22 protein-coding genes, 1 tRNA gene and 1 riboswitch are annotated in these 17,231 nt (G+C 64.5%); of the genes, 14 read left to right on the top strand and 9 right to left on the bottom strand.

Annotated elements, in window-relative coordinates; all coding sequences use genetic code 11:
- The first annotated feature begins 156 nt into the window (after nt 1-156).
- Nucleotides 157-1,347 (top strand): acyl-CoA dehydrogenase, encoded by a 1,191-nt coding sequence (locus tag E1956_RS06245; RefSeq protein WP_028220167.1) that lies wholly within the window; start codon nt 157-159, stop codon nt 1,345-1,347.
- Nucleotides 1,348-1,472: 125 nt separating this feature from the next.
- Here E1956_RS06245 and E1956_RS06240 read toward each other — a convergent pair whose 3' ends face one another.
- Nucleotides 1,473-2,111, bottom strand: coding sequence for a peroxiredoxin (locus E1956_RS06240; RefSeq protein WP_134747845.1), 639 nt, complete (start codon nt 2,109-2,111; stop codon nt 1,473-1,475).
- 378 nt (nt 2,112-2,489) lie between these two features.
- On the opposite strand from E1956_RS06240, the gene E1956_RS06235 reads away from it, so the two are divergent.
- The 3 genes from E1956_RS06235 (at nt 2,490) to E1956_RS06225 (ending at nt 3,960) form a co-directional block, all read left to right on the top strand.
- Nucleotides 2,490-2,792: an ElaB/YgaM/YqjD family protein gene (locus tag E1956_RS06235; RefSeq protein WP_028220165.1), complete on the top strand. Its 303-nt coding sequence runs from the start codon at nt 2,490-2,492 to the stop codon at nt 2,790-2,792.
- A 256-nt stretch (nt 2,793-3,048) separates the two neighbouring features.
- A complete protein-coding gene (locus E1956_RS06230; RefSeq protein ID WP_028220164.1) occupies nt 3,049-3,435 on the top strand; it encodes a phage holin family protein in 387 nt (128 codons plus the stop codon).
- Nucleotides 3,436-3,483: 48 nt separating this feature from the next.
- Nucleotides 3,484-3,960, top strand: a complete 477-nt coding sequence (locus E1956_RS06225; RefSeq protein ID WP_134747844.1) for a DUF3318 domain-containing protein — start codon at nt 3,484-3,486, stop codon at nt 3,958-3,960.
- A 32-nt stretch (nt 3,961-3,992) separates the two neighbouring features.
- Here the strand turns inward: E1956_RS06225 and E1956_RS06220 are convergent, their stop codons facing one another.
- The 7 genes from E1956_RS06220 to glyA all read right to left on the bottom strand — a co-directional run bounded on the left by E1956_RS06220 (nt 3,993) and on the right by glyA (nt 8,713).
- On the bottom strand, nt 3,993-4,436 hold the full coding sequence (locus tag E1956_RS06220; RefSeq protein ID WP_134747843.1) for a type IV pilin protein: 444 nt from the start codon (nt 4,434-4,436) through the stop codon (nt 3,993-3,995).
- Between the two features lie 20 nt (nt 4,437-4,456).
- Nucleotides 4,457-4,981, bottom strand: a complete 525-nt coding sequence (locus tag E1956_RS06215; RefSeq protein ID WP_232071299.1) for a pilus assembly PilX family protein — start codon at nt 4,979-4,981, stop codon at nt 4,457-4,459.
- Nucleotides 4,978-5,775 carry a PilW family protein gene (locus tag E1956_RS06210; RefSeq protein ID WP_134747842.1) on the bottom strand — a complete coding sequence of 266 codons (798 nt, stop codon included), beginning with the start codon at nt 5,773-5,775 and terminating at the stop codon, nt 4,978-4,980. The genes E1956_RS06215 and E1956_RS06210 overlap by 4 nt, the downstream gene beginning before the upstream one ends.
- The gene (locus tag E1956_RS06205; RefSeq protein ID WP_134747841.1) at nt 5,772-6,221 is read right to left on the bottom strand and encodes a hypothetical protein; all 450 of its coding nucleotides are present in this window, start codon (nt 6,219-6,221) and stop codon (nt 5,772-5,774) included. Before E1956_RS06205 ends, E1956_RS06210 begins: the two co-directional genes overlap by 4 nt.
- A complete protein-coding gene (locus E1956_RS06200) occupies nt 6,218-6,754 on the bottom strand; it encodes a GspH/FimT family pseudopilin (RefSeq protein ID WP_134747840.1) in 537 nt (178 codons plus the stop codon). Before E1956_RS06200 ends, E1956_RS06205 begins: the two co-directional genes overlap by 4 nt.
- A gap of 210 nt (nt 6,755-6,964) precedes the next feature.
- On the bottom strand, nt 6,965-7,447 hold the full coding sequence (gene nrdR, locus E1956_RS06195; RefSeq protein ID WP_028220157.1) for a transcriptional regulator NrdR: 483 nt from the start codon (nt 7,445-7,447) through the stop codon (nt 6,965-6,967).
- A gap of 18 nt (nt 7,448-7,465) precedes the next feature.
- A complete protein-coding gene (gene glyA / locus E1956_RS06190; protein ID WP_134747839.1) occupies nt 7,466-8,713 on the bottom strand; it encodes a serine hydroxymethyltransferase in 1,248 nt (415 codons plus the stop codon).
- Nucleotides 8,714-8,888: 175 nt separating this feature from the next.
- Nucleotides 8,889-9,044: riboswitch (ZMP/ZTP riboswitch) on the bottom strand.
- Nucleotides 9,045-9,289: 245 nt separating this feature from the next.
- Here glyA and ydfG point away from each other — a divergent pair.
- The 10 genes from ydfG (at nt 9,290) to E1956_RS06140 (ending at nt 16,418) form a co-directional block, all read left to right on the top strand.
- A complete protein-coding gene (gene ydfG / locus E1956_RS06185; RefSeq protein ID WP_134747838.1) occupies nt 9,290-10,036 on the top strand; it encodes a bifunctional NADP-dependent 3-hydroxy acid dehydrogenase/3-hydroxypropionate dehydrogenase YdfG in 747 nt (248 codons plus the stop codon).
- A 65-nt stretch (nt 10,037-10,101) separates the two neighbouring features.
- The gene (ybgC, locus tag E1956_RS06180) at nt 10,102-10,596 is read left to right on the top strand and encodes a tol-pal system-associated acyl-CoA thioesterase (protein ID WP_028223072.1); all 495 of its coding nucleotides are present in this window, start codon (nt 10,102-10,104) and stop codon (nt 10,594-10,596) included.
- Between the two features lie 154 nt (nt 10,597-10,750).
- Nucleotides 10,751-11,428 (top strand): protein TolQ, encoded by a 678-nt coding sequence (gene tolQ / locus E1956_RS06175; RefSeq protein ID WP_028223071.1) that lies wholly within the window; start codon nt 10,751-10,753, stop codon nt 11,426-11,428.
- A gap of 27 nt (nt 11,429-11,455) precedes the next feature.
- Nucleotides 11,456-11,902, top strand: a complete 447-nt coding sequence (gene tolR / locus E1956_RS06170; protein ID WP_134747837.1) for a protein TolR — start codon at nt 11,456-11,458, stop codon at nt 11,900-11,902.
- Complete coding sequence (gene tolA, locus E1956_RS06165) at nt 11,899-12,906, top strand: cell envelope integrity protein TolA (protein ID WP_134747836.1); 1,008 nt, start codon at nt 11,899-11,901, stop codon at nt 12,904-12,906. Before tolR ends, tolA begins: the two co-directional genes overlap by 4 nt.
- A 124-nt stretch (nt 12,907-13,030) precedes the next feature.
- Nucleotides 13,031-14,323 (top strand): Tol-Pal system beta propeller repeat protein TolB, encoded by a 1,293-nt coding sequence (tolB, locus tag E1956_RS06160; protein WP_134747835.1) that lies wholly within the window; start codon nt 13,031-13,033, stop codon nt 14,321-14,323.
- 18 nt (nt 14,324-14,341) lie between these two features.
- Nucleotides 14,342-14,851, top strand: a complete 510-nt coding sequence (pal, locus tag E1956_RS06155) for a peptidoglycan-associated lipoprotein Pal (RefSeq protein WP_134747834.1) — start codon at nt 14,342-14,344, stop codon at nt 14,849-14,851.
- 23 nt (nt 14,852-14,874) lie between these two features.
- Nucleotides 14,875-15,624 (top strand): tol-pal system protein YbgF, encoded by a 750-nt coding sequence (gene ybgF / locus E1956_RS06150; RefSeq protein WP_134747833.1) that lies wholly within the window; start codon nt 14,875-14,877, stop codon nt 15,622-15,624.
- A 119-nt stretch (nt 15,625-15,743) separates the two neighbouring features.
- Nucleotides 15,744-15,819: transfer RNA gene (locus E1956_RS06145), tRNA-Lys, on the top strand.
- 152 nt (nt 15,820-15,971) lie between these two features.
- Nucleotides 15,972-16,418, top strand: coding sequence for a BspC domain-containing protein (locus E1956_RS06140; protein WP_134747832.1), 447 nt, complete (start codon nt 15,972-15,974; stop codon nt 16,416-16,418).
- A 215-nt stretch (nt 16,419-16,633) separates the two neighbouring features.
- Here the strand turns inward: E1956_RS06140 and E1956_RS06135 are convergent, their stop codons facing one another.
- On the bottom strand, nt 16,634-17,215 hold the full coding sequence (locus E1956_RS06135; RefSeq protein WP_134747831.1) for a YceI family protein: 582 nt from the start codon (nt 17,213-17,215) through the stop codon (nt 16,634-16,636).
- Between the last annotated feature and the right edge of the window lie 16 nt (nt 17,216-17,231).

Genomic DNA, 17,231 nt, shown 5'->3' with positions numbered 1-17,231 from the left:
GAACTTCAGTCAAGCGCAAATTGCCCATTTCGAGAGATTGCAACCCACTTGCATGCGATCAGAGTCAGTGCTCTGCGTGGGGCCGGAGTCAGTGCTGAAGCACTCACGCCGGCCGACAGCTCGAGCGCCAACGCTGATCGACACAGGAGAGACACCATGGCCGCACATGCCCAGTTCCATTGGGAAGATCCGCTGTTGCTCGACCAGCAGCTCACCGAAGACGAGCGCATGGTGCGCGACGCCGCCGCTGCCTATTCGCAGGACAAGCTCGCGCCGCGCGTGCTCGAAGCGTTCCGTCACGAAAAGACCGACGCCTCGATCTTCCGCGAAATGGGCGAAGTCGGCCTGCTCGGCCCGACAATCCCCGAGCAATACGGCGGCCCCGGCCTGAACTACGTGGCCTACGGCCTGATCGCGCGCGAAGTGGAGCGCGTCGACTCGGGCTATCGCTCGATGATGTCGGTGCAGTCGTCGCTCGTGATGGTGCCGATCTACGAATTCGGCTCGGAAGCGCAAAAGCAGAAGTACCTGCCGAAGCTCGCGAGCGGCGAATGGATCGGCTGCTTCGGCCTGACCGAGCCGAACCACGGCTCCGATCCGGGCAGCATGGTCACGCGCGCGAAGAAGGTGAACGGCGGCTACTCGCTCTCGGGCGCCAAGATGTGGATCACCAACTCGCCGATCGCCGACGTGTTCGTCGTCTGGGCGAAGCTCGAGGAAGACGGCAAGGACGACATCCGCGGCTTCATTCTGGAGAAGGGCTGGAAGGGTCTTTCCGCACCGGCGATCCACGGCAAGGTGGGCCTGCGCGCGTCGATCACCGGCGAGATCGTGCTCGACGAAGTGTTCGTGCCCGAAGAGAACATCATGCCGGACGTGAAGGGCCTGCGCGGTCCGTTCACGTGTCTGAATTCGGCACGCTACGGGATCGCCTGGGGTGCGCTGGGCGCCGCCGAGGCGTGCTGGCACACGGCGCGCCAATACGTGCTCGACCGCAAGCAGTTCGGCCGCCCGCTGGCTGCGAACCAGCTGATCCAGAAGAAGCTCGCCGACATGCAGACCGAAATCACGCTCGGCCTGCAAGGCTGCCTGCGCCTCGGCCGCATGAAGGACGAAGGCACGGCGGCGGTCGAAATCACCTCGATCATGAAGCGCAACTCGTGCGGCAAGTCGCTCGATATCGCACGCCTCGCGCGCGACATGCTGGGCGGCAACGGCATCTCCGACGAGTTCGGCGTGGCGCGCCACCTCGTGAACCTCGAAGTGGTGAACACCTACGAAGGCACGCACGACATCCACGCGCTGATCCTCGGCCGCGCTCAAACGGGTATCCAGGCGTTCTTCTAAACGCGCTGCTCGCAGCCGTTGGCGTATGAAAAAGCGCCGCACGAGTCGACTCGTGCGGCGCTTTTGCTTTCTTGCCCCCGCGCTGCGTGCCGCGCGCGATGCGCAGCGTGGCCGGGCGACTTGCCTTACTTGTTCGGCTGCGGCGTCAGGCGAAGATACGGACGCACTGCCTTGTAGCCCTTCGGAAACTTCTGCTTGAGAACCTCTTCGTCCTTCAGCGACGGCACGATCACGACATCGTCGCCCTGCTTCCAGTTGCCGGGCGTGGCGACCTGATAGTTGTCGGTGAGTTGCAGCGAATCGATCACGCGCAGCACTTCGTCGAAATTGCGGCCCGTGCTCGCCGGATACGTGATGATGAGGCGCACCTTCTTGTTCGGATCGATCACGAAGAGCGAACGCACCGTGAACGTCTCATTCGCGTTCGGGTGGATCATGTCGTACAGCGTGGAGACCTTGCGATCGCCATCGGCAAGAATCGGGAAGCCGACGCTCGCCGCCTGGGTCTCGTTGATGTCCTTGATCCACTCGTTGTGCGACTCCGCGCTATCGACCGAAAGCGCGATCGTCTTGACATTGCGCTGCGCGAATTCGTCCTTCAGCTTCGCGGTCAAGCCGAGTTCGGTCGTGCAGACCGGCGTGAAGTCGGCCGGGTGCGAGAACAGCACGCCCCAGCTATTGCCGAGCCAATCATGAAATTTGATGCGGCCAACGCTCGAATCCTGTTCGAAGTCGGGTGCAATATCGCCAAGACGCAGACTCATGGTGCGGTTTCCTTTGAACGTGGTGGACCAGCCGTTGCGCACGGCCCGTTGATCCAGTGGACATTTACTACATTCAAGCATACAGGGTCTGCTCAGGCCCCGCGAACGAACATCGGGTCAGACCGTTATGAGTTTTGGTAATTTTGGCTACGATCGCGGAAACTTTGAGTACCAGATCAACTCCATTTGTTTTACTGTGAATGCCAGTGCGCTCACAGCATGCGCAAGGCAGCGCCACGCGATCCGCTGGATAGCCGCCAGGCGAGCCCGCAGGAACGAATCGTGCGGAATTCTTGCCTGGCGGCGGCCAGCCAAGCTTGCCAGCGCTCGTATCTTTGTTACGATTCACGCGTGATGTGACACGATGGGAGCTAGTCAATGTCAGAGGTCAACAAGGAGAGGCTGATGTCGGATATCAAAACCGTCCTCGCGGATGCGGAGGACCTGCTCAAGCAAGCAGCGAGCGCCACGGGCGAGCGTGCTTCGGAGCTTCGCGAAACGGCCCTCACGCGCCTGAAGCAAGCCAAGGAAAAGGCGGCCGATGTTCAGGTCGTCGTGGTCGAGAAAGGCAAAAAGGCGGCGCGCGCCACCGACGACTACGTGCACGAGCATCCGTGGACGTCGATCGGCATTGCCGCCGGAGTGGGCGTTCTCGTGGGCTTGTTGATCAACCGCAAGTAGCAACGCGGTGTGCAGCCGCGCAGCGCTCGCCACCACGTGTCGTGGGCGGCCCGCGCAAGGCGGCTGACGATGCGCAGCGTTCACGGCGAGCCGGGCACACCAGCCCGGCGCCACAGGGTCTACCGTGGCCGTTACGTGAGCGCTACGCGGCCGAACACAAGCCTGCAGGCCGGTGCGCTGCACCGGCCTGTCTTTTCTGGGCGCTTTCCTCGCGCATTCGCCTCGCGCGCACACGCGCTCGCCAACCGCATTCGCCATGACGACAGACACCCACTCGCAGCGACAAGAACACGGACCGGTGCGCCGTCTCCTCGGCTCCGCATTCGCGATGCTTCACACGCGGCTCGAGCTGATCGGCATCGAACTGGCGGAGGAGAAGGAACGCCTGCTCGGCGTGCTGTTCCTCGGACTCGCGTCGATGCTGCTAGGGGCCATGGCGCTGATCGCGCTGACCGCGCTCGTCGCGATCGCTTTCTGGGACACCTGGCGCTGGCAAGCGCTCGCCGGGATCACGATCTTCTACGCGCTCGGTGCGCTCATCTGCGGCCTGAAAGCGCGCAGTGGCCTGCGCAATGCGCCGCTCGTCTTCCAGGCGACGCTTGAAGAATTCGAGAAGGATCGTGAAATTCTTCGCAAGCCCTAACCCACATTTGCCAATCGCCTGCCGCGCACCCAAGCCCGAACCCAATCCATGAGCCAACCCCGACCGGACAACGCCTTTCGCCCTGAACGCACGCGTACCCGCGACCTGTCGACGCCGCAATTGCGCGCCTTGCGCAAGGAATTGCTGATCGTGCGCGCGAGCGTCGAGCGTGCCGAGATGGCGGCCTCGGTTGTCGAGCTGCGCGAGGCCGTCACGCACTTCAGCTGGCTGCGCTTTCTCGTGCCGGGTTTCGGCGGCAAAAGCGCAAACGTGGGCCGCGTGGGCGCCGGTCTCGGCAATCTGCTCAAGCAATATCCCCTCTTGAGCTCCATCGCCTCGCTCGTGCTGGCCAAGCCGCTGCGCGAGAGCGTCGCTTCGGCTGCCCGTCCGGTCGTGAAATGGGGCGGCCTGGCGCTCACGGCGTGGGAAGCCTGGCGCATCTGGCAGCAGGTGCGCCGCCAGCGCGGCGCGCCAAACGGCGGCGCGCGGCGCTACGCGTCCGAAGAGGACGACATCACCGGCTAAAGCGCCGTTCAAGCCGGCCTGCGCTACGCGGCTCATCGGTCCCGCCAGCATTCGCGCGAATTGGGAGCCGTCACGGGCGCGGCCGCATTCGTGAGACCAGGCGCCTGATTGCCGCGCGTGCCATTCGCATCGAGCGTGAAAGCGCCGCATGGATCGTCACGCATCGGGCCCGTTTCCGTGGGCGTGGCCACGATCGTATAACCACCGTTCGTTTCGTCTGCTGCCAGGAGTTTCAGCCGATAAACCGACGCGCCCCCCGGCGGCGCCTGATCCATGCCATCAGGGAGCGAAGCCGGCGACGGACTTTGTGCATCAACGAATTGCGCCGCGCGGTAGAGCGCCGCGGCGGCATCGATCCGATGCCCGCGCGCGATCTGATTGCGCCATCCCGGCAACGCGAAAGCCGCGACGATGGCCATCGCCGCCAGCGCGACGACCAGTTCGAGCAAGCTGAAGCCACGCCCACTGCGTTGCATCTCCCCTCCTTTTGCCGTGGTCAAAACGGCCTCGCTACGACGCGCCGCCAATGACGCTCGATGCGCGTGCCCTCCAGGACGAGCTGCAACTGCAACCAGCTTTGCGCGTCGTCCGTAGAACCGAATCCGCGCGCCGTCACCAGAAATGCGCGCACGGCTGGCCGCGCCTCGATACGCCACGCCTCGACGAGGCACTGCGGCGGCCTCGCGGAACCGGGCCACGACCGTACGGGCGCCGTGGCCTGCGCCTCGAACACGTCCTGACGGCGCCAGCCCTGCGGCTCGCCCGGCTGGGCCGGCGCCGATGGCGCTATCGCCGTGCTGTCCGCCAGTGCGCGCGTACAGAGCACGAGCGCCGCTTCGGCCGCACGGAAGGAGCGCAGCTGATCGATGACGGCGCCCGCGTTGCGGGCCTCGAACAGCGCCGCCTCGAACCACGCTGACGCCGAGGCGAGCATCATCGAAACGATCAACAATACGACCGGCAACGCGACGCCGTACTGAGTCACGCGCCGGTTACGCGAACACCGCGCGGCGAAAGTCATGAGCGCGCCGCCAGCACATTGCGCAGCGCCACGTGACGCCAGAACGCCTGCCGCGCTCGGCCATCCGCGGCGCTGACCGACGCGCCATCGCAATCGACGTAGCGCACGCGCCTGGCAAACGGCGCGCCGCGCACGAGCACGCATAGATCGACGGCCACGACCGAGTCCCATTGGTCGCGCGAGAGCGCCGCGGCGTCCACGGCCTGCGCGGCGCCCGCCAGCCAGTAACGCACACGCATGCGCTCGACGCCCTCCACGAGCGGCTGCGCCGTACCGGCTTTGCCGGAGCCTTCGCAGTAGAGCTCGGGCTCGCCGGTCGAGGTGCTCGCCTTGGCATGAAAGCGATTGAGCACCTCGGTCGCAGGCGGCCCGACCGCCTGCCCGAGGCAATCGGTGACCTGGCCATTCGCGGCCAGCCAGGTGGATTCTGCGTCGCCCCGATAGCGCACCGCGACGCCATCCGAGCGATTCGAAAGCGCCTCGCAGGTCCAACTCGCATTGGCACCCGTGGGACGCCCGGCGCTGCAGCCGAAGATCGGTGGCCCTGTGAGCCCCGCCGCAGCGTCGGCGCCTACGAAGCCGGCCATCTGGATCTGCTCGCCCATGAGCGTCAGCGCGTTCACGCCGGCTTCGTGGATATGCGCGGCGTCGATCGCGGCTGCGAACGCCTGACGCTGCGAGCGATACGCGGCAAGCGCGCCCGCGATCACGACGAGACCGAGCGCCACGGCGATCGTGAATTCGAGCAACGTGTGCCCTGCGCTGGCCCACGAGCGCGGCACAGCGCGCTTCATTGGACGAACGCGAGCGCAACGCAGGCTCGCCCTTGTGCCGGTTCCGCGCCGCCGGCTTGGGCCTCTTCGCATCCGTCGGCGGTCGGCGGCGAGCGAGGCGCGGCCTCGTCGCGCAGCGCGGCCCACGTCAGCACGACTAGCGAGGCCTCGCCTGCCGTAGTGGACACGCTTGCGTGCCCATCGGGCACGACGAGCGCAGCGCGTGCCTTCCATTGGTCGCGAGGCGCCGTGCCCCCTTCCAGCGCAGCCTCGGCGATGGCGTCGGCGGCGAACGCGGCGCGCGCCCGTACGGCGGAGGCAACCGCATGGCGCGCCAGGCCGAGCTGCGCACCCAGCAAGCCCAATCCGCACATCGACATCAGTGCCATCGCCAGCGCGACTTCGAGCAAAGCCGCGCCGCGCGCGATGCGCGGACTCCGCCGAAAATGCCCGCTTCGCATGCTCATGACGCCGCTCCGCATGCACCGTCGCTCACACGCGCGCGCCCACCCGCGGCAACGCGTATGCAGCGCCGCCACCCCGCCCCCCGCATTGAAGCGGCAGCGGCGCGCGGCGCGATCTCGAAGTTGCGCAGACTGCCGATCGCCTGCCCCGCAGGCGGTGTGAACGTGAGCGCCGTCAAGCCCGACGCCACGACGATCTCATCGAGCGCGGGCTGCGCACGTAGCAACGACAGCACGCCCGCGCGTTCGGCTATCACGGCCCAGCCGCACGACCAGTCCGCCCGCCCGGACGGACAGCTCTTGCCAGCCGCCAGGCAATGTCGCGTGGCGTCGATACGGCACACGCTCACGCGCACCTTGCGCCGGATCGCTTCGCTGCGCGCGTAGGCGAGCGAGCCGAGTAACGCGTTCGTGCGCGCATCGACCTGGTCGCGCGTGCGCCACGATGCGAACGTGGGCGCGGTAGCCGTGGCGCACAGGGCAAGCAGTACGATCACGACCATCGTTTCGATCAACGTGAAGCCGGCGCATTTCATCTGCAATCCTTATCGTCGAGGGATTGCAGTCACTTTACGGACGAATGCGAAACGGAACAATTAGCCGAACGGCCAGCTTATGCGCGCGGAGCCCTCCCGCGACAATGCAAAGGTCACGGGCAACGGCAGGGAGAAGGAAAAATGCGGGGAAGGAAAATGCGCGAACGCTCGGAGCAAACGCGCAAGCGCCCAGATGAAACGCGCAAGCGCTCAGCGCTTCTTCGGCGGCGTGGCAGCACCGCTTGCACGGCGAAACTCTTCGATGACGTCCTCGAATTCGGAGACGTCCTCGAAGCGCCGGTACACGGAGGCAAAACGCACGAACGCGACCTTGTCGAGCTCGCGCAACTCGCCCATCACGAGCTCGCCAAGGCGCTCGCTGCGCACTTCGCGCTCGCCGCTGCCGAGCAGTTGATACTCGATGCGGGCGACCGCCGCGTCGATCGCGTCGGCAGCAACGGGCCGCTTGCGCAGCGCCAGTTGCATGCTCGCCATGATCTTGCGGCGGTCGAATTCCGTGCGGCTGCCATCCTTCTTGACGATCGCCGGCATTGCCAGCTCGACCCGCTCGTACGTCGTGAAACGCTTGTCGCAGGCCGGGCAGCGGCGGCGGCGCCGGATGGCGGCGCCGTCCTCGGACACGCGCGAGTCAACCACTTGCGTGTCTTCGTGCCGGCAGAAAGGGCAGCGCATGATGGATTACAGCCTGGATCAGCGATAGACCGGGAAACGCTTGGTCAGCTCGGCGACCTGCGCCTTCACGCGCTCGATCGTCGCGGCGTCTTCCGGATTGTCGAGCACGTCGGCAATCAGGTTGCCCACCTGCTCGGCTTCCTTCACGCCGAAGCCACGCGTGGTCATCGCCGGCGAGCCGAGGCGGATGCCGCTCGTCACGAACGGCTTTTCAGGGTCGTTCGGGATTGCGTTCTTGTTCACCGTGATGTGCGCGGCGCCCAGTACGGCTTCGGCAGCCTTGCCCGTGATCTTCTTCGCGCGCAGGTCCACCAGCATCACGTGGCTTTCCGTGCGGCCCGAGACGATGCGCAGGCCACGCTTGACCAGCGTTTCGGCCAGCACGCGTGCGTTTTCGACCACGTGCTGCTGGTATTCCTTGAATGCCGGCGAGAGCGCTTCCTTGAACGCCACGGCCTTGCCCGCGATCACGTGCATGAGCGGACCGCCCTGGATGCCCGGGAAGATTGCCGAGTTGATCGGCTTCTCGTATTCGGCCTTCATCAGGATCACGCCGCCGCGCGGGCCGCGCAGGCTCTTGTGCGTGGTCGTGGTGACGAAGTCGGCGAACGGCACCGGGTTCGGGTAGACGCCCGCGGCCACGAGGCCCGCGTAGTGCGCCATGTCGACCATGAAATACGCGCCCACGCTCTTCGCGATCTTCGAAAGACGCTCGAAGTCGATGCGCAGCGCGAACGCCGAGGCACCCGCCACGATCAGCTTCGGCTTGTGCTCCTGCGCGAGCTTCTCGGCGGCTTCGTAATCGATGTCTTCGGCTTCGTTCAGGCCGTAGCTCACGACGTTGAACCACTTGCCCGACATGTTGACCGGCGAGCCGTGCGTGAGGTGGCCGCCGTGTGCGAGGCTCATGCCCATGATGGTGTCGCCCGGCTTGAGCATGGCGAAGAACACGCCCTGGTTCGCCTGCGAACCGGAGTTCGGCTGAACGTTCGCGGCTTCCGCGCCGAACAGTTCCTTCACGCGGTCGATCGCGAGCTGCTCGACGACGTCCACATATTCGCAGCCGCCGTAGTAGCGCTTGCCGGGATAGCCTTCGGCGTACTTGTTGGTGAGCTGCGAACCCTGCGCGGCCATGACCGCGGGCGACGTGTAGTTCTCCGACGCGATGAGCTCGATGTGCTCTTCCTGGCGGCGGTTCTCGAGTTCGATCGCCTTGAAGAGTTCGGGATCGACGTTGGCGATGGTGCTTTCGGCTCTGTCAAACATACGGGTTCCGTTAAGTGTGTTCAGGTTGACCGGGTCTCGCGCGGAACGCGTAGCGGGTACGCGGCGCTGCTGGCGAAGAGGCCAGCCTTGACGTGGCGGAAGAAGGTGCCGCACACGCGAGGCAGGACAGCCACGGCCCGTGAAGGCCCAGCAGCGCTTGATGAAGCGCGCAAAACTTGGCTGCCCAGGCGAACGGCAAAACGGCACCCTGCGCTTCACGGTGGGTCGTTCCACCTTGAGCCCCTGTTTGAGCCGCGCCAAACGCAGCTTGAAGGGCAATTATTACAACCGTTGCCATTCAGGGACCCTATCGCCAGTCACGCAGGGATTGAGCGCGTTAGTGTATTGGATGCGACCGGAATAGGCAACCTGGGAGGCGGCCACGGTGGCCGCCCAATGCTGCGCCCCGAGCCCTTGTGCGAGGGCCGGCAAACGCACCCCAAAAACCCGGCTGTGCACGGCAATGCGCCCCTCGTTGCGGCGCGCCTTGCGCGTGTTCTGCCGCTTCCTTGCCGCAGCGCCGCATTGCAAGTAGGCTCTCCCCTTTCTTTGCCCTCCACAGACCAGGGAGCAACCATGATCGTCTTCGTCACCGGCGCATCCGCGGGATTCGGCGCCGCTATCGCCCGGGCCTTCGTCAAGGGCGGCCACCGCGTCGTCGCCACGGCGCGCCGCAAGGACCGCCTCGACGCCCTCGCCGCGGAGCTGGGCGACGCCCTCCTGCCGGTCGAGCTCGACGTGCGCGACCGCGCCGCCGTGGAAGCCGCACCGGCCGCGCTGCCGCCCGAATTTGCCGAAGTCGACGTGCTCGTCAACAACGCCGGCCTCGCGCTCGGCGTCGAACCCGCGCACAAGACCGATCTCGACGAGTGGGAGACCATGATCGACACCAACTGCGCGGGTCTCGTGCGGGTCACCCATGCGTTCTTGCCGGGCATGGTGGCGCGCAACCGCGGCCATATCGTCAATCTGGGCTCGTCGGCGGGAAGCTGGCCGTATCCGGGCGGCAATGTCTACGGCGCGACCAAGGCGTTCGTGCGCCAGTTCAGCCTCAATCTGCGCGCGGACCTCGCGGGCACCGCGCTGCGCGTGACGAATATCGAGCCCGGCCTGTGCGGCGGGACGGAATTCTCCAGCGTGCGCTTTCGCGGCGACGACTCGAAAGCCGCCAACGTCTACAAGGATGTGCAACCGCTCAGCGCAGAGGACGTTGCCGACTCCATCTACTGGATCGCCACGCGTCCCGCGCACGTGAACATCAATACGATCGAGCTGATGCCGGTCGCGCAGGCCTTCGCCGGGCTCAGCGTCCATCGAGGCTAAAACATTACATTTTACTTTCGTGATTCAGTCGTACGAACGGCGTGGCGACTACGCGTTCCGGTAGAATGCGCGGCATGGAAAGATCTACCCGCAACCCGGATGCGACCCCATCACGGGCCGCAGCCGGCTTTACCTGGCCGGTACGCGTCTATTACGAAGATACCGATGCCGGCGGCATCGTGTTTTACGCGAACTACCTGAAGTTCTTCGAGCGCGCGCGCACCGAATGGCTGCGCGCGTGCGGCGTCGACCAGCACAAGCTCGCCGAGGAATCCGGCGAGCTCTTCGTCGTGCGCAGCACCACGCTCGACTACCGGGCGCCGGCCCGTCTCGACGACGTCGTGACGATCGTCAGCCGTGTGGAAAAGCTGGGCCGCGCTTCGGTCGATTTCATGCAAACTGCATGGCGCGGCGACACGCTGTTAGTGATCGGAAAGATTCGCATTGCCTGCGTGAATGGTGCAGAAATGCGCCCCGCGCCCATTCCAGAGCACGTTTTTGAAGCTTTGGAGCGGGGCATGAAGAAAGTCTTGCCGGGTGTGTCAACGGCGGCGCAGTAAATGCCGTTGATACGACGCCGGTGAACTCGCGTCGGTCGATTCAGGACCAAGCTGGGTTCGGTTGCAGCGGCGCGACGCCTTTCCATTTGCCTTCGGAAAAATTCGCGTTGCCTTGCAGCCGCTCGCCCCTTGCGGGACGTTACCAAGAACCTCTATGAACACTACACAAGATCTGTCGATCCTTTCTCTCGTCCTTAATGCGAGCGTACTGGCACAGGCGGTGATGGGATTGCTCCTGTTGCTGTCCCTGATTTCCTGGACCTTCATCTTCCGCAAGTGGTTTGCCATCCGCCGCGCGCGCACGCAAACCGAGAATTTCGAACGCGACTTCTGGTCGGGCGGCGACCTGCAGGCGCTCTATCAGAGCGCAGCCAACAACCGTCACACGATCGGCGCGCTCGAGCGTATCTTCGAGTCGGGCATGCGCGAATTCCTCAAGGCCAAGGAGAAGCGCCTGAACGATCCGAGCCTCGTGCTCGACGGCGCACGGCGCGCGATGCGTGCCGCCTTCCAGCGCGAAATGGATGCGCTCGAAGCAAACCTCTCGTTCCTCGCGTCGGTCGGCTCGGTGAGTCCGTATATCGGTCTGTTCGGCACGGTCTGGGGGATCATGAACGCATTCCGCGGCCTCGCGAACGTGCAGCAGGCCACGCTCGCGAACGTCGCGCCCGGCATTGCCGAGGCGCTGACGGCCACCGCGATCGGTCTGTTCGCCGCCATTCCGGCGGTGGTCGCGTACAACAGCTACGCGCACGACATCGACCGCCTCGCGATCCGCTTCGAAACGTTCATCGAAGAGTTTTCGAACATCCTGCAGCGTCAGGCCCACTAATCTTCACCAGTCAGCAAGGAGTCGAAGATGGGAGGCTCAACCCGTTCGAGTATGCGAGGCAGCCGCTCGCGTCGTGCGATGGCCGACATCAACGTCGTGCCGTATATCGACGTGATGCTGGTGCTGCTCGTGATTTTCATGGTGACGGCGCCGCTGGTCGCGCCGTCCATCGTCAACCTGCCGACCGTCGGCGGCGCAAGCCAGCAGCAGCAGGTGCCGCCCGTCGTGGTCAATATTCGCCCTGACGGCAATCTGAGCGTACGCTATAAGGATGATGCCGGCGCCACGCAGCAGGAAAGCATGTCGCGCGCCGATCTCAACGCCTTCGTCACCGACCGCGAGCAGAGTCATCCCGACCAGCCCGTGGTGATCGCAGCCGACAAGTCCGTCAAGTACGAGACGGTGATGAACGTGATGTCCGACCTGAAGTCGCACGGCGTCAAACGTGTCGGACTGCTCGTCAAATCGCAATGATCCGGAACAACGATTCGTATCCGCTGCAGCCTCCGCGCGAGCGGGGCACGGGACGTGCTGTCGCGCTCGCCGTGGTCATGCACGTGCTGCTCGGCTTGTTCCTCTATCACGGCATCCACTGGCAGAACAGCACGCCGGCGGGTGAAGAGGCGGAACTCTGGACCGAGGTGCCGGATATGTCGACGCCGCGGCCTGCGCCCCCGCCGCCCGTGCCGGTCACCCCTGCCCCGCCTCCGCCGCAAACGGAAGAGGCGGACATCGCGCTGCAACGGCAAAAGCGTAAGCAGCAGGAAGCGGCGCGCGAAGCGCAACTGGCCGAGCAGCAGCGTCTGAAGGCGCAGCAGGAAGCCGACGCGAAGCGCCAGCAGCAGCTCGCGGCCCAGCAGGCCGCGCAGCTCGCCTTGCAGCAGAAGCAGGCAAAGCTCAAGCAACAGCAGCAGGAGCAGCAGGAACAGCAGGCCGCCGCCGACAAGCTCAAGCAGCAGCAACAGCAAGAAGCGCTCAAGAAGCAGCAGCAGGAAGAAGCGCAAAAGCAGGCGAAGCTCGACGCGCAGAAGAAGGCCGACGCCGAAAAGGCCGCCAAGGCCAAGGCGCAAGCCGATGCCCAGGCGAAAAAGCTCGACGCCGAACGGCGCGCGCGCATCGCGCAGATGCAAGGCTCGATGGGTGGCGGCGAAGGCACGAGCGGCAACGGTCTCGCGAAGAGCGGCACCGGCAGCGGCTCGGGCGGCAACGCAGCTTCGCCGGGTTACGCGGACAAGGTGCGCCGGCGCGTGCGTCCGAACATTATCTGGGCGGGCGAGACGTCGGGTCTGGAAACGGAAGTCGCGGTGCATTGCTCGCCAAGCGGCACGCTGCTTTCGGCCACGATTTCGCGGAGCAGCGGTAATTCGCAGTGGGACGAGGCCGCGTTGCGTGCGGTCCAGCGCTCGGACCCGATGCCGCTTGACACGGACGGCAAGACACCGTCGAGCTTTAAAATTACTTTGCGCCCGGCAGGTTGACCGCGCAAACAGGGCACCGGGAAGCCGATGCATGGCAGCAGGCCCAGGAACGATTCGAATGTTTTCGGGTCTGTCTGCTGTTCTTCGGTGTGACAAAAATCGCTTTTTCAGGAAACAGCACAGTATGAGTTTGATGACGAAGCTTGGCCTGCGAACGCTCGTCGCGTCTTGCCTGATTACAGTCGGCGGCGCAGCGAACGCACAACTCAACGTCCTCGTCACCGGCGTGGGCGCCACCCAGTTCCCCATCGCCACGGCAAATTTCGCGGGCGATGCGAATTCTCCGGAGCAAGTCGCCGCCATCGTGCGCGCCGACCTCGCCCGCAGCGGCAAATTCACCAATATTGACGCCGGCAGCGCACCGATCTCGGAGAACGACTCGGTCGATCTCGGCAGCTGGAAGGCCAAGGGCGCCAACGCATTCGTTGCGGGCAGCGTGAACAAGCTCGCCAACGGCCAGTACGAAGTGCGCTTCAAGTTGTATGACACGGTGAAGGGCGAAAGCCTCGGCGGCCTCGTGCTGCAGAGCCCGCCGAGCGGTCTGCGCATGACCGCGCACAAGGTCGCGGATTACATCTATCAGAAGCTGCTCGGCGACCGCGGCGTGTTCGCCACGCGTCTGTCGTATGTGATCAAGACGGGCAACCGCTTCCAGTTGCAGATTTCGGACTCCGACGGGCAAAACGCACACATCGCGCTCTCGAGCCCCGAGCCCATCATCTCGCCGGCCTGGTCGCCTGACGGCACCAAGGTCGCCTACGTTTCTTTCGAAAAGAAAAAGCCCATCGTCTACGTGCATGACCTGCCCACGGGGCGGCGCGTCATGATCTCCGACCAGAAGGGCAACAACTCGGCACCGGCATGGTCGCCGGACGGCCGCACGCTCGCCGTCGCACTGTCGCGTACGGGCAACACGCAGATCTTCGCCGTCAATTCCGACGGCTCCGGTCTGCGCCGCCTCACGCAAGGCACGACGATCGACACGGAACCCACCTACTCTCCTGACGGACGCTGGATTTACTTCACGAGCGACCGCGGCGGCCAGCCGCAGATCTACAAGATGCCGGCCCAGGGCGAAAACGCTGGCGCAGCCCAGCGCGTGACGTTCACCGGCAACTACAATACGAGCCCGAAGATCAGCCCCGACGGCAAGCAACTGGCGTACATCTCACGCACGGGCGGCGGATTTAAGCTGTACATTCAAGATCTGCAATCCGGCGTCGCCACGGCGCTCACCGACACCACACACGACGAATCGCCCAGCTTCGCGGCGAACGGTCAGTACATTCTTTACGCCACTCAGGTGAACGGCCGTGGCGTGCTGGCTGCCGTATCGACCGACGGTCGGACGCGGCAAATCCTGTCCGTTCAGGGCGGCATCGTACGCGAGCCGTCCTGGGGTCCTTTCATGCAATAACACTTCAGGAGAGCAACAATGATGTCGAATAAAGTCCGCCTGGCCCTGGCCGTCATGATGATCGGTACGCTGGCCGCGTGTAAGTCGGGCGTGAAGACCGGCGAAAACGAAAACACGGGCGCGATGAGCACCCAGCCGAACCCGAACGCCGTTGCCCAGGTGAACGTCGACGATCTGGACAACCCGAACAGCCCGCTCGCCAAGCGCAGCGTGTACTTCGACTTCGACAGCTACTCGGTCAAGGACGACTACCAGTCGCTGCTGCAAGCTCACGCGCAGTACCTGAAGACGCATCCGCAGCGTCACGTCCTGATCCAGGGCAACACCGACGAGCGCGGCTCGAGCGAGTACAACCTGGCACTGGGCCAAAAGCGTGCTGAAGCTGTCCGCCGCGTCCTCGCGCTCGACGGCGTGGGCGATTCGCAGATGGAAGCTGTCAGCCTCGGCAAGGAAAAGCCGGTCGCGCTGGGCCACGACGAAGCTTCGTGGTCGCAGAACCGCCGTGCTGACCTCGTGTACCAACAGTAATTGAGTATTGGATGAAGGGGCGTATGTCGCACCGTTTCTCCCCGCTGCGCCTTGCCGCAGCCGCCTGCGTAGCCGGTGCCGCCTTCGTGGCGCTGCCGGCTCACGCGGGTCTCTTCGATGACGATCAGGCGCGCCAGGCGATTCTCGACCTGCGCGCGAAAACGGACAATCTGTCTAGCCAGCTGTCCGCCGCCCAGCGCACGATCCTCGATCAGTCCAACCGCCTCGACCAGCTCAACCAGCAGGTCGCGACGCTACGCGGACAGAACGAGGACATGGCGAACCAGTTGGCGACCCTGCAGAAGCAGCAGAAGGACTACTACACGGATCTGGATACGCGTCTCAAGAAGTTCGAGCCGCAGCAGCAAACCGTGGATGGCGTGCAGGGCACGGTTCAGCCGGGTGAGACGGATTCGTTCAACGCCGCTTCACAACTGTTTCGCAGCGGCGACTTCAACAAGGCGGCTTCGGCCTTCCGCAGCTTCATCTCGAAGTATCCGCAGAGCCCGTACCAGCCGACCGCGCAATACTGGCTCGGCAACGCGCTCTACGCGATGAAGGACTATAAGGGGTCGACCGCGACGTGGCAGAACGTGGTCAAGAACTATCCGCAGCATCCGCGCGCCCCCGAGGCGCTGCTGGCGATTGCGAACAATCAGATCGAGCAGGGGCAAAAGGCTGCGGCCAAGCGCACGCTCGAGCAGATCGTTTCGCAGTACGGCAGCTCGGATGTGGCGCAGACGGCGCAGAGCAAGCTGTCACAGCTCAAATAAGCGCTGCCCGGCTCGGACATGATTGTGCGTATCCCGGGTGCGCCCGATTTGGGTTTCGGCAATCGGGCCGCACAGGTTGACACCCGCTGAGAGCATCGCTATACTCTCGCTTCTCTTTTGGGTCGTTAGCTCAGCTGGTAGAGCAGCGGACTTTTAATCCGTTGGTCACAGGTTCGAATCCCGTACGGCCTACCAAAGAATCAATCAGAAAGCCCAGTCCTCGCGACTGGGCTTTTTGCTTTGTAGCACCTGCTTTCGCCCTGGCCGCCCTCGCTGCGCCCTCCGCGCGTCACCGTGTATACTCCCCCTCCCCGCTGCCCCCTCTTCGCCGCACAGGCCACGTCATCATGAAGTTCTCGACTCTCGCCTGCGCCCTGCTCGCGCTGTTCTGGATCAGTCTGCGCGTACAGGCGCAAATGCAAACCCCGCCCGAAGGCTACGAATATCTGCGCCGCATTCGCGTGCCCGACGTCGTCGTGAACTGCGTCGCCGCGCTCGACGAGTGGGTGCATCATGGCCAGCGCTACGATTCGCTGCTCGTGCCGGATCGGCGCGCGCTCACCGCACACATCGAAACGCCCGTTCCTGAAGGCGCCATCACGCGCGTCTCGTCGCCGGGCGCCAGTGAGCACGCCTCGCCCATCGACACGCTCATTCATCTGCGCGGCTTTGCCAAAGTGCGCGGCAAGTACGCCTGGGTGCCCGTGAAGGCGACCTGCGGCATCTGGCACTCGCAAGTCGTCGATGTCGCGCTGACGCCGCGCGCGGAGAACGAAGGCTCGGCCATCCACTAAGTTCAGCTATACGAGTGCGGGTTCTTGCGCTCGCGGACTACTCGCAATTTGCCTGGTTCTACTCAGTTTCCGCCACCGCTTGCATTGCCCGCAGGTTGACCAGCGCACGCGGAACACACAGGCGATGCAGATACAAAAGCCCGTGCGCAACACGCGCACGGGCTACTATGAGCTGCGGTGGACGCTGCCTTCAAGCGCAGCGTCCGCTCATGGACTCAGTCAGCCTTGATGCCTTCCACCTGGATCTGCAGCGTCGTGGCCATCTTGAAGCCATAGGTCTTGCCGAAGTCCATGCCGTAGTCGGAGCGGTCGAATTGAGCGGTCGCGTCGGCGCCGCACACTTCGCGCTTGAGCATCGGGTTCTGGATGCACTTGAAGGAATCGATCTTGAGATTCAGCGGCTTCGTGATGCCGTGCAGCGTGAACGTGCCGATCACTTCAACCGGCTTGTCGCCGTCGAACCTGATCGACGTTCCCTTATAGACAGCAGTCGGGTACTTGGTCGCATCGAGGAATTCCGCCGAGCTCACGTGCTTGTCGAGCGTCGGGTTGCCGGTATCGATCGACGAGGCATCGATGGTCACGTCAACCGTGCCGGTCTTTGCCGCGCGGTCGAGCACGACGGTGCCCGAGCTCTTCGTGAACTTGCCGCGCCAGACCGAGACGCCGCCGAAGTGGTCGGCTTCGAAGCTCGGGAAGGTGTGTGACGGGTCGAGGTTGTACGTCGTGGGCGCGGCGAACGCGGGCGTGACAATGGCGGCTGCCAGCGCAGCGGCAGCAATGAAAGTGATCTTCATGAAAGCGTCAGTCCTG

Origin of the sequence: Paraburkholderia pallida (genome assembly GCF_004524855.1) — a bacterium.
Taxonomy (GTDB): Bacteria; Pseudomonadota; Gammaproteobacteria; order Burkholderiales; family Burkholderiaceae; genus Paraburkholderia; species Paraburkholderia oxyphila.
The sequence above is the reverse complement of the archived record's forward strand: the minus strand, read 5'-3'. Positions and strand labels throughout refer to the sequence as shown.